Source organism: Nonomuraea sp. ZG12, assembly GCF_052068115.1.
Lineage (GTDB): Bacteria > Actinomycetota > Actinomycetes > Streptosporangiales > Streptosporangiaceae > Nonomuraea.
Map to the genome: position 1 here is coordinate 116,571 of NZ_JBQHCW010000008.1, position 10,535 is coordinate 127,105.

Annotated in this window: 10 protein-coding genes; 6 read left to right on the forward strand and 4 right to left on the reverse strand. The window is 73.3% G+C overall.

Translation table 11 applies throughout. The features are described 5' to 3' along the window. The first annotated feature begins 11 nt into the window (after positions 1-11). Positions 12-1,247 (forward strand): ROK family protein, encoded by a 1,236-nt coding sequence (locus ACTMTF_RS23265; protein WP_441112575.1) that lies wholly within the window; start codon positions 12-14, stop codon positions 1,245-1,247. 79 nt (positions 1,248-1,326) lie between these two features. Here the strand turns inward: ACTMTF_RS23265 and ACTMTF_RS23270 are convergent, their stop codons facing one another. Continuing rightward, complete coding sequence (locus ACTMTF_RS23270) at positions 1,327-2,106, reverse strand: lytic polysaccharide monooxygenase auxiliary activity family 9 protein (RefSeq protein WP_441112576.1); 780 nt, start codon at positions 2,104-2,106, stop codon at positions 1,327-1,329. Positions 2,107-2,352: 246 nt separating this feature from the next. On the opposite strand from ACTMTF_RS23270, the gene ACTMTF_RS23275 reads away from it, so the two are divergent. Further along, positions 2,353-3,294 carry an alpha/beta fold hydrolase gene (locus ACTMTF_RS23275; RefSeq protein WP_441112577.1) on the forward strand — a complete coding sequence of 314 codons (942 nt, stop codon included), beginning with the start codon at positions 2,353-2,355 and terminating at the stop codon, positions 3,292-3,294. Positions 3,295-3,364: 70 nt separating this feature from the next. Further along, positions 3,365-4,516 carry an acyltransferase family protein gene (locus ACTMTF_RS23280; protein WP_397013289.1) on the forward strand — a complete coding sequence of 384 codons (1,152 nt, stop codon included), beginning with the start codon at positions 3,365-3,367 and terminating at the stop codon, positions 4,514-4,516. Here ACTMTF_RS23280 and ACTMTF_RS23285 read toward each other — a convergent pair. Then, positions 4,413-6,473, reverse strand: a complete 2,061-nt coding sequence (locus ACTMTF_RS23285; protein WP_441112578.1) for an AAA family ATPase — start codon at positions 6,471-6,473, stop codon at positions 4,413-4,415. The genes ACTMTF_RS23280 and ACTMTF_RS23285 overlap by 104 nt on opposite strands. Before the next feature lie 322 nt (positions 6,474-6,795). Here ACTMTF_RS23285 and ACTMTF_RS23290 point away from each other — a divergent pair, with 322 nt between their 5' ends. Beyond that, positions 6,796-6,999, forward strand: coding sequence for a cold-shock protein (locus tag ACTMTF_RS23290; protein WP_189140445.1), 204 nt, complete (start codon positions 6,796-6,798; stop codon positions 6,997-6,999). A 61-nt stretch (positions 7,000-7,060) separates the two neighbouring features. Here ACTMTF_RS23290 and ACTMTF_RS23295 read toward each other — a convergent pair whose 3' ends face one another. Both ACTMTF_RS23295 and rfaE2 read right to left on the reverse strand, forming a co-directional pair. Next, positions 7,061-8,170: a glycosyltransferase family 9 protein gene (locus tag ACTMTF_RS23295; protein WP_441112579.1), complete on the reverse strand. Its 1,110-nt coding sequence runs from the start codon at positions 8,168-8,170 to the stop codon at positions 7,061-7,063. 5 nt (positions 8,171-8,175) lie between these two features. Further along, positions 8,176-9,621 (reverse strand): D-glycero-beta-D-manno-heptose 1-phosphate adenylyltransferase, encoded by a 1,446-nt coding sequence (gene rfaE2, locus ACTMTF_RS23300; protein ID WP_441112580.1) that lies wholly within the window; start codon positions 9,619-9,621, stop codon positions 8,176-8,178. A gap of 175 nt (positions 9,622-9,796) precedes the next feature. Between rfaE2 and ACTMTF_RS23305 the strand changes: the two genes are divergently transcribed. Both ACTMTF_RS23305 and ACTMTF_RS23310 read left to right on the forward strand, forming a co-directional pair. Continuing rightward, complete coding sequence (locus ACTMTF_RS23305) at positions 9,797-10,138, forward strand: YciI family protein (RefSeq protein ID WP_441112581.1); 342 nt, start codon at positions 9,797-9,799, stop codon at positions 10,136-10,138. Positions 10,139-10,186: 48 nt separating this feature from the next. Beyond that, entirely contained in the window at positions 10,187-10,519 is a 333-nt protein-coding gene (locus tag ACTMTF_RS23310; protein WP_441112582.1) for a YnfA family protein, read from the forward strand. Positions 10,520-10,535: the final 16 nt, after the last annotated feature.

Sequence of the window (10,535 nt, forward strand, 5' to 3'; positions counted from 1 at the left end):
GTTCAACAATCGTGCGCGTACGGCCCGGCTCCGGGCGTCCGGCGGGCAGGCCCGCCTCGCAGCAGGGGATGCGGCAGCACAACCTCGCCCTGGTGATGGGCACCGTCGCGGCCGACGGTCCGGTCTCCAGGGCGGCCGTCGCCGGGCGGACCGGGCTGACCAGAGCGGCCGTGTCCAGCCTGGTGGACGAGCTGCTCGCCGGCGGGCTGCTGACGGAGCTCGGGCCCGCCTCGAACGGCCGGGTGGGGCGGCCTGGGAGCGCGCTGGCGGTCAGCGAGCGCGGTCCCGCCGGGCTCGGCCTCGAAGTCGGCGTCGAACACCTCGGCGCCTGCGTCACCGACCTGCGCGGCGAGGTCCGGGTCTGGACACGGGTGGAGAGCGCCAACGCGGCCCTCACCCCCGCCGAGGCGCTGACTCGCCTGTCCGCCCTGGCCGACGACGCCACCCGCCAGGCCGCCTCCCTCGGGCTGCGGCCGGTGGCGGCGGTCGTGGCGGTGCCCGGCCTGGTCGGCGACGCGCCGGGCCGCGTGGACCACGCCCCCAACCTCGGCTGGCACGACGTCGCCGTCTCCGAGCTGTGGCCGGGGGAGCTGCCGCTCCGGGTGGAGAACGAGGCCAACCTGGGCGCGCTCGCCGAGCTGTGGGCGCACCCGGTGGCCGCCGACTTCGTGCACGTCTCGGCGGAGAGCGGCATCGGCGCCGCCCTGGTCGTCGGCGGTCGCCTGTTCAGCGGCGCGCGGGGGCTGGCGGGCGAGCTCGGTCACATGCCCGTCCACCCGGACGGCCACCCGTGCACCTGCGGCGCCCGCGGCTGCCTGGAGCAGTACGCGGGCAAGTCGGCGGTCCTCCGCATGGCGGGCCTGGCCGCTGATGCCGGGAGTCTCGCTCAGCGGGAGGCTTCCGGAGGGCGGTGTGACGTGATCGAGGCGCTCGCCGTCCGGGCGGGGGAGGGGGAGCCCCTGGTGCTGGACGCGCTGCAGCGGGCGGGCACCGCGCTGGGCACGGCGCTCGCCGGGGCGGTCAACCTGCTCGACCCGGCGGCCGTGGTGCTCGGCGGCGCCTACGCCGAGCTGGGCACGTGGTTGCTGCCGTCGATGCGCCGCGAGCTGGCCGAGCGGGTCACCGTACGCTCGTGGGATCCCGGCGCGCTGACCGTCTCGGAGCTGGGCAGGCGGGGGCCGCTGCTGGGCGCGGCGCTGGTCACGGTCCGCGCCATCCTGGAGGATCCGGCCGCCCTGTGGTCCTGAGCGTCCCCGGCCCTGTGACGCTCGGCTCGCCGGGGCGTACGCCTCCGGCGACGGCGACGGCGACGGAGATGTGAGGTCGTCAGCGGCGGCGCAGGAGCACCACGATCGCGCCCGCCGTGGCGGCGGCGAGCAGAGCCGCCGCGCCGATCACCCACACCAGGTCGCCGTCCCGCACGGCGGGTGCGCCCGTGGCGGCGGGCTCGGCACCCGGCACGGCGGCGTCGCCGAAGATCACGTCGGAGCAGGAGTAGTACGTGTCCGGTGTGTCGGAGTTCTGCCAGATCGTATAGATCAGGTGGCGGCCGGTCTTGCCGGCGGGCAGCCGGCCCTCCATGGCGTAGGAGCCGTCCCTCAGCGGTGGATCGGTGACCTTGAGGAAGGGCTTCCGCTCCAGGTCCGACCAGGCCAGTGGCCGGGACGGATCGTAGCCGTCCGCCGTCACGTACATCCGGAAGGTCCCCTGATGCGGGATCGTGCCCCGATACCGGAAGGTGTAGTCCGCGCCCGGCGTCAGCTCGGTGGCGGGCCAGTCGGCGCGGGCCAGGTCGAGGCCGCTGAACAGGTCGAGGCCGCCGCTGCACAGCTTCCCGTCGGGGATCAGCTCGCGGTCCCTGCCCGCGACGTCGGCCACCCGCAGGTCGTCCCATCGCTCGGCCATCGCCGGACCGCTCACCCCGGCGGCCGCCACGCAGGCCGGCCCGGCCTTCAGCCCGCTCTCCGCGCCGCAGGCCGCCGCCCGGCTGACAGGACGCTCCAACGCCCCGTGCGCCCCGGCCGCCCCGGTGGCCCAGACGGGCAGCAGCAGGCCCGCGCCGAGCACGGTGGCGACCATGCCCACGATCCGGTGTCGCACGGCCACGTCGAAGCCCCCTCAGCGAGACAACACCCGTCGGCAACAGGTACGAGCCGCCTGTCGTACAAGTTCACCAGGGCACGGAGTGACGTGGTCCTCGACCGGGTGGGAGAGAACGGGGCGGAAAGGCCGAGGGCGCGGCGGCGACAGGCCGGGCGCCCGGCCAAGGCCGGTTCGGCCTGCGCGCGTCCGCGCGAGGCCGATTCGATCCAGCCCCGCGCGTCACGCCGTGGGCGGGATCATAATGCGGGCATGCGCCACGCCGACTGGAGTGTCCTGTCCCCCCGCTGGGCCGGGGTCCGCAGTGAGGAGACCGAGGTCCATGGCACGACCGTCCACTACCTGAGGGCCGACGGGCCCGCCGACGGGCCCACTCATCTGCTCGTCCACCCGCTCGCGGGCAGCGCCACCCTGTGGCTCGACGCCATCCCCCCGCTGGCCCGGCTGGGCACGGTCATCGCCCCCGACCTGCCCGGCACGCTCTTCGGGCACACCGGCACCCCGCACCCCCGCGCCGCCAGGGCCGAGCCGAACGCGCGTTTCCTGCGCGCGTTCACCGCCAGGCTGGGCCTCGACGGCGTGACCCTCCACGGATGGTCCATGGGCGCCCTGGTCGCGCTGATGTTCGCGGATCTGGCGCCGGCGCGGGTCGACCGGCTGCTGCTGGTCACGCCGCCGCTGCCGGGCCCGCTGTCCGAGGAGGAGGCGCGGTGGTGGCGTACCGAGGGAAGATTGATCATGGCCGCCGGGGCGCCCCTCGCCCGCGCCGCGCTGCGCCTGACCGCCCGTCCGCTGCTGGACTACAAGCTGAGGGTGTACGCCGAGCGCAGCGCGCGGACGAACGAGCTCCTCGGCGGTGACCTTTCCCGGCTGAGTCCGGACATGGCCTCGCTGCTGGCCGCCGAGCTGCGCAGCGCCCGGCCCGACCGGCTCGGCCACGCCGTCACGGCCGTGGCCTCGCTCCTGACGGCCGTGTACGTCGACCAGCGCCCGGTGCGCGAGATGATGGCCAGGCTGACCATGCCGACGCTGCTGTGCCTGGGCGGGCAGGACCAGTTGACGGTCGACGGCTCGTTCGACGAGCCGGGCACCCGGCGGCCCGGCTGGGACCGGCACGTGTTCGAGGACGCCGGGCACCTGCTGCCGCTGGAGCTGCCCGAGGCCTACGCGGAGGTGGCCGGGCGCTGGAAGTGAGCGGACTGAGCGCACATTGGTAGCGAAACGGTCTGGGAACTGAGAGCCGATCGGTCCCATCCTGGCCTCCGTGATCAGGGGGAGAGAACAAGTCCCGTACGTCAGCCGGAGGCGGCGCGCGGACAGGTTGTACGAGCTGGACGGGTTACGGCTGCTGGCCGCGCTGTGCGTGGTGGTGTTCCACTACACCTTCTCGGGGCCGGTGGGCGAGACCACCACGGTGGCGTTCCCCGAGCTCGCCGGCCTCTCGCAGTACGGCTATCTGGGCGTCGACCTGTTCTTCCTGATCAGTGGATTCGTGGTGCTGATGAGCGCGTGGGGGAGGAGCCCCCGCGCCTTCGCGGTGTCCAGGCTGGCCCGGCTCTACCCGGCCTACTGGGTCGGGATCGCGGCCACCACGCTGGTGACCGTGACGCTCGGAGCCGGCCTGTTCGACGTCTCGATCGGGCAGGTGCTGGTCAACCTGACCATGTTCCAGGCCGTGCCGAACGTGGCCAACGTGGACGTCGTCTACTGGACGCTGTGGACCGAGATGCGGTTCTACTTCCTCATCGGCCTCCTGACCCTGGTCGGCATGACCAGGACCCGGGTCATGATCATGCTGTGGGGATGGCTGGGGTTGACCGCCCTGGTCCAGTTCGCGCCTGTGCCGGGGGTCGCCGACCTGGTCGTGCAGTCGGAGTTCTCCCACTACTTCATCGCCGGGATGGCGCTGTTCCTGCTGTACGAGTACGGGATCAACTGGCAGCTCGCCCTGATCATCCCCCTCTGCCTGGGCAACGCCGTCTACCGGGGCATCGGCTACGCCGACGCGGTCGGGACCCGCTACGGGGTGGAGTACGACCCGGTGGTGATCGTCGCGGTGGTCGCGACGATCTTCCTGGTCATGACGCTGATCGCGTTGCGCGCGCTCCGGCGGCTGGCGCGGCCCTGGCAGGCGACCGCCGGAGCGCTGACGTACCCGCTCTACCTCCTGCACGCCCACATCGGGTTCATCCTGATCAACCTGGTCGGCGACGCGGTGAACCGGTACGTGGTGCTGGCCGCGCTGATCGCGGTGATGTGCCTGGCCGCCTACGCGGTGAACCGCTGGGTGGAACGGCCGATCGGCCCGCTGATCAGGCGTCTGGCAGGGCCTCGGGAGCCTCGTACACCTCCCGGTGCCACAGCGTCTCCGCCACTCGCTCCAGCCCGCCCGCCAGGTGGCGGCGGAACGTACTGATCGGCAGGCCGAGACGCTCGGCCGCGGCCTCCTGGGTGGGGACCCGGCTGAGGTAGGCCGAGACCACGGCCTGATGCTGGCGGGCCGCCCGCGGATCCGTGCCGACCTGCTCGACCGCCTCCTCCAGCAGCTCGCGCAGCGCCTGGGCGGGATCCGGCGAAGGGTGGTCGGCCACGAGCCTGCTGCGGGTCAGCGGATTGCCGATCAGGGCCCCCGGCCGCGACAGGCTGCGCATCGCATCGCGTACCGCGGAGTCGAAATCCGGCCGCGACAGCACCAGCAGGCCGGGCGGCTCAGGCGGCGGGGCCGCACGGGGCCCGGACTGCCCGCGCCGGCCCATGCGCTCCAGCCAGGCCTCCGCGGTCGTGGTGCGCCAGTCGTGCGCGAACAGGCCGTAGGTCTCCCTGCCCCGGCGCAGGCGTACGGCGAGGTCGTGCAGGTCGTGGTGGCGCAGGTAGCGGCGCCAGGACTCCGGGTCCCGCATCACCATGAACGCCCAGGCCAGCCGGTCGGCCCGCAGGCACTCGCCGATGGCGCGCCACTGGACCAGGTCCATCACCGGCGAGGGGCCCTGATGGGCGGGCATCACCCAGGCGCGGCCGAAGGCGACGTACTCCCCGGGCCGCAGCGGGGCGGTGGCCCGGATGTGCTCCCAGGCCGGGCCCAGCATCACGTCGGCCGCGAGCTCCTCCTCGCTGGGCTCCGCCATCACGATCCACGACATCAGGCCGACCGGCTCGCCGGTCTCGGTGTCGCGGTGCACCCAGAAGGACTCCGGCCGCCTGCTGATCCAGAAGGCGGCGTCGGCCGCCGACTCCGGGCCCTCCGCCTCGGCCGCCATGCGCAGCAGCTGGGCCCGGTCCTCGGGCCGGTACGGCTCCTCGTGCACCTCGCCGTCGCCCCGCCAGCCCTGGAACTTCGAGGTCACCCCGTCGTGGCGGTGCAGGTAGAACAGCGAGCCCATGGCCGTCGGCGCGGCCTGGTCGCAGGCCACCCGCACCTGCCCGGCGAGGTGCGCGTGGATGCGGCGGTGCATGTCCGCGTACCCCTCGGGGTCGCGCCAGCGCAGATCGGCCTCCAGCGCGTCCCTGACCACGTCGTGCGGGAACAGCCCGTGCCTGTTCGCCTCGATGAACGGCAGCCTGCGCAGCCACGCGAACAGCGGCCCGGCGTCCTGCGGCAGCACCGCGCGCAGCAGCTCCTCGGTGGTCGTGCGGGCGTGCGCGCACACCTCCAGCGCGTGGCGGTGCGCCGGTGACGGCACCTCGCCGACGAGCTGGTCCAGCAGCGTCTCCGCGACGTCCTTGCGCAGCGTCCAGCGCGCCGACGCCCGCTCGTCCTTGGCCGCGACCGCCGCGCCCAGGCAGAGCGCCAGCGGGTGGCCGCCGGCGAAGGCGAGTAACGGCTCGCGCAGCTCGGACGCCACCCCGCGGGCGTCGATCAGCTCCATGGCCTCGTCCGGCGCCAGCGGGCGCAGCGGGATCACCCGCAGCACCTCCGCCCAGCCCGGGTCGGCCTGCCAGCGCAGGTCGGGCGGGTTCCGCCCGGCCACGACGACCAGCGCCCCCACCGGCACGCGCGGGAGGAAGCGCTCTCTGAGCCAGCCCGCCAAGCCCTGGCAGAGCTCGAAGGTGTCCACCAGGAGCACCACCCGCTCGCCGGTCAGCACCTCGCCGGCCTGCGCCTCGAACGCGGCGGGCGAGGGGTCCACGGTGTGCCCGTCCACGGTCACCACCCGTCGGCCGGCCGCCCTGGCCTCGGCGGCGAAGCGCCGTAACAGCGCCGACTTGCCGATGCCGCCGGGGCCGTGGACGTACAGCACGCCGAACGATCCGTCCGTGCCGAGCGTGGCCCGGAAAAGCGCCAGTTCCTCGCCGCGTCCCACGAACGCGCGGTCGCGTGCGGCCTGTATGCGCTGCCCCAGCGATGAATATTCCCCGTCAAGACTGGACAACATGCAGCAACCCTAACTTTTCGCTTCTGGTCAGGATTGCGTAAACCAGCGACACATTTGTATATTTTTCGACATTTGTTCGCTTGCGCGTCATCTCGGTCCCCTGAACTGGTCACTTGCCGAGGTGGCGTGGGGGTGGGGAGGTCGTGGTAAGCTGGTCCTGTGTTCGCAGTTCTGGTACCCATGGATTTCGTGTGCGCCTGACGGGATGTAAGCCCTCGGGCGCATTTGTCTTTTCGCCGGTCATTTCCGGATGGGTCGATTGCGGCGACATGGAGTTCGTGACCTGCGGATTCCGTCTTTTGCGCCTATGAAGGAGATCGACATGGCGACTGGCACCGTTAAGTGGTTCAACAGCGAAAAGGGCTTCGGCTTCATCGAGCAGGACGGCGGCGGCGCCGACGTCTTCGCTCACTACTCCAACATCGCCTCTCAGGGCTACCGCGAGCTGCGGGAAGGCCAGAAGGTCAGCTTCGACGTCACCCAGGGCCAGAAGGGCCCGCAGGCGGAGAACATCGTTCCCGTCTAAGGACGACGCACCTGCACGACCTGGGGCCCGCACCTTCCCGAAGGTGCGGGCCTTCGTGCTGTCACGCCCCGTCCAGCAGCTCCCGGGCCTGCTCGACGACCGCGTCGACCGGGATGTCCGCCACCCACGACGGGTCGTGCTCGCAGCGCTCCGCGTCGGGATCGAGCCCGCTCGCGCCACAGACCGGGCAGGCCGCGGTCCAGGACACCAGCGGCCGGTGCCGGGCCCTGGTGAGCGGCCCGGCGTTGATCAGGTTGCCGCACCAGTAGATCCCCACCGTCGCCGTGCCGACGGCCGCGGCCAGGTGGCGGGGCCCGGTGTCGTTGGCGACCAGCAGCTCGCACCGCTGGTACAGCGAGGCCAGCCCGCCGACGCCGAGCGCGCCCACGAGCGGCACCGCCGGACGTCGCATCGCCCTGACGACCCGCGTCACCAGCTCGCGCTCCGCCTCGGTGCCGGTCACCACGGTCGGCCGGTCGAGCCGGTCGCCGACCGCGGCGAAGCACTCCGCCGGCCACTGCCGCCGCGGATCCATGGCGCCGGGATGCAGCGCCACCAGACCGGCGGGCGGCTCGCCGAGCGCCGCCGCCACCTCGGCGGCGTCGGCCCCGGTCAGGGCCACCCGCGGTTCGAGCCGGTCCGCGACCCCGCCGACCAGCGCCGCCACCTCCAGGAAACGCAACGTCTCATGCTGGTACGGCGCGTACGGCACCCAGCGGTCGAGCGGTTCCGCGTCGGGGGTGCGCAGGCCCACGGTCGTCCGGGCCCCCAGCGCGCGGACGAACGGGTTGGAGTGCCGTCCACCGCCGTGGATCTGCACCGCCAGCCCGAACCGGCGCTCCCGCAACCGCTCGAACAGCTCCGGCGGCGCCCGATGACCGGCCGCCATGGTGGACACGCCGGTGATCGGCGGCAGCGCCACCACCTCGTCCACCGGACCGGGACGCCCGTCCAGGAACGCGGCGTGCCACGCCGTCCCGAGCAGCGTCATCGTGGCGCCCGGACAGGCGTTCCTGATCGCCTCCAGGGCCGGTAGCGCCAGCAGGAAGTCGCCCAGCGCGTTGGCGCGCAGCACCACGATCCGCTCGATCCCGTCCAGCCTCGCGCTCCCACCCGCTGCGGCACGCCTGTCCCCGGCGCGCTCGTCACCGGCGTGCGAACCGTGGCCCATGCCGCTCACAGAGGTCCCGGAGAGCCCGGTGCGGGCAGGGAGCGCACGCGTTCGATGAGGGCCGTGGTGGACCGGTCGGAGACGTACTCCAGCACCTTGACCTCGCCCCCCATGGCCCTGACCAGCGGGGCCTCCGGCAGCATGTCCGGGGTGTAGTCGCCGCCCTTGACGTACAGGTCGGGCCGGGCCATCCGCAGCAGCCGCTCGGGCGTGTCCTCGTCGAAGCTGGTCACGTAGTCGACGAAGGTGAGCGCGGCCAGCACCGACATGCGGTCCTCGCAGGAGTTGATCGGCCGCCCCGGCCCCTTCAGCCGCGCCGTGCTCGCGTCGCTGTTGACCGCCACGACCAGCACGTCCCCGAGCCGCGAGGCCTCCTCCAGGTAGCTCACGTGCCCGCGATGCAGCACGTCGAAGCAGCCGTTGGTGAACACGATCCGCTGCCCGCGCCGCCGGTGCCCGTCCAGCCGCTGCGCCAGCCGGTCGGCGGCCTGCACCAGCCCGTCCTCGTGCCCGCCGGCCCTGCGCAGCTCCCGTAGCAGCTCCTGCCGGGTGCAGGTGGCGGTGCCGGGCCGACGCACCACCACCGCCGCGGCGGCCTGCGCCGCCTCCGCGGCCTGCTCGGGAGCGGCGCCGCCCGCCAGCCACAGCGCGAAGGCGGCCGTGTAGGTGTCGCCCGCCCCCGTCGCCATGTGGTCGGGCGCGGGCTCGGCATACGTGCGGTAGGGCCGCCGCCCCGGCCGGTGCAGCAGCGTTCCCTCGCCGTCGAGCGTCGTCACCACCATGCCGGCGCCGGACGCGGCCAGCAGCCGCGCCGAGCGCCGGGTGAGGAAGCTCACCCGGTCGGCCACGTCGCCGTCCTCACGCAGGAGCTGCAGCACCTCCCCGTAGTTCGGCAGCACGACGGCGGGCCCGCACACGCGCCAGGGCGTGACCGCGTGCGCGTCCACGAGCAGCAGAGGCACCCCGGCGAGCGCCTCCCGGACGGCGGGCGTACAGACCCCGCCCCCGTAGTCGCAGGCGATCACCACGTCGGCGCCCGGGAGCGCCCGCTCCAGCTCGGCGAGGATCCGCGCCTCCGCCTCACCGGCGATCGGCTCGCGGTCCTCCTCGTCGTAACGGGCGATGAGCTGCTCGCCGACCATGAGCCGCTGCTTGTGGGGGGTACGGCGGCCCGGCACGGTCACCGTGCGCGCCTCGACGCCGAGCAGGGCGAGGGCCCGGCCGAGCCGGTCGGCGCAGGCGTCGTCCCCGACCGCGCCGACCAGCCGGACCCGGGCGCCGAGCGCGACCAGGTTGGCGGCCGTGTTGCCGGCGCCGCCGGGCGCCTCCTCGGTGGCCTCGACGCTGACCACGGGCACAGGGGCCTCCTGCGCGATCCGCCTGACCGGCCCGCGCAGCCAGGAGTCGAGCATCACGTCTCCCACGACCACGGCGTCGATGTCCCTGTCCATACCGGGCGACTACCTGGAGAGACGACTCTCAAACAAACGGTCGCGGGGCTGACCCGCGCGCAGTCCGTAAATATCCATCTTTATGGTCTTCTGTCGCCTTGATTCGGTGATGGGTCTTCCCGCAGGGGCAGGACGGAAGGCTGAGGAGCTTCTCCCCTCACGAGGAGGTGGCGTGATGACCCAGTACGCGGTGCTCATCTACGAGGCCGTGGCGCCGGCCGACCTTCCATCGGAGGTCCAGCACGCGCACGACCGGCTGCCCGGCCTCATCGCCGAGAACGGCGGCCGGATCGTCGCCGGGCTGGCGCTGGAACAGCCCGAGACGGCGACGACCGTTCGCGGCGGCCTGGTGACCGACGGCCCGTTCATCGAGACGAAGGAGGCGGTGGCGGGCGTCTTCGTGCTCGAGGCCCGGGATCACGACCACGCCGTCAAGCTCGCCGAGCTCACCCCGATCGTCAGGGGAGGCGTGGAGGTCCGCCCGCTGATCGGCTTCCAGGTCACGCGGCCCGGCTGATCCGGCGCTGATCGCCTGCCATGCCGGGCGGCTGCATACAGTCGTCCCATGACGATCGCCAAGTCCCTGCTGCTGTTCGTGCTGGCCGCCGTCGCCGAGATCGGCGGCGCGTGGCTCGTCTGGCAGGGACTGCGGGAGCAGCGCGGCCTGCTCTGGATCGCCGCCGGCGTCCTCGCCCTGGGCGCCTACGGATTCGTCGCCGCCTTCCAGCCCGACTCGAACTTCGGCCGCGTCCTGGCCGCCTACGGCGGCGTCTTCGTGGCCGGCTCGCTGCTGTGGGGGATGCTGATGGACGGCTTCGAGCCCGACCGCTGGGACCTCATCGGCGCGGCGATCTGCCTGGTCGGCGTGCTTGTCATCATGTACGCCCCGCGCGGCTGACCGGCCGGCCCGGCCC

Excerpts from the sequence above, each read along its gene's own strand:
- ACTMTF_RS23275 (WP_441112577.1), top strand. The coding sequence starts at position 2,353 with ATGCGCCACGCCGACTGGAGTGTCCTGTCCCCCCGCTGGGCCGGGGTC.
- ACTMTF_RS23285 (WP_441112578.1), bottom strand. The coding sequence starts at position 6,473 with ATGTTGTCCAGTCTTGACGGGGAATATTCATCGCTGGGGCAGCGCATA.
- ACTMTF_RS23290 (WP_189140445.1), top strand. The coding sequence starts at position 6,796 with ATGGCGACTGGCACCGTTAAGTGGTTCAACAGCGAAAAGGGCTTCGGC.
- ACTMTF_RS23295 (WP_441112579.1), bottom strand. The coding sequence starts at position 8,170 with ATGGGCCACGGTTCGCACGCCGGTGACGAGCGCGCCGGGGACAGGCGT.
- rfaE2 (WP_441112580.1), bottom strand. The coding sequence starts at position 9,621 with ATGGACAGGGACATCGACGCCGTGGTCGTGGGAGACGTGATGCTCGAC.
- ACTMTF_RS23305 (WP_441112581.1), top strand. The coding sequence starts at position 9,797 with ATGACCCAGTACGCGGTGCTCATCTACGAGGCCGTGGCGCCGGCCGAC.
- ACTMTF_RS23310 (WP_441112582.1), top strand. The coding sequence starts at position 10,187 with ATGACGATCGCCAAGTCCCTGCTGCTGTTCGTGCTGGCCGCCGTCGCC.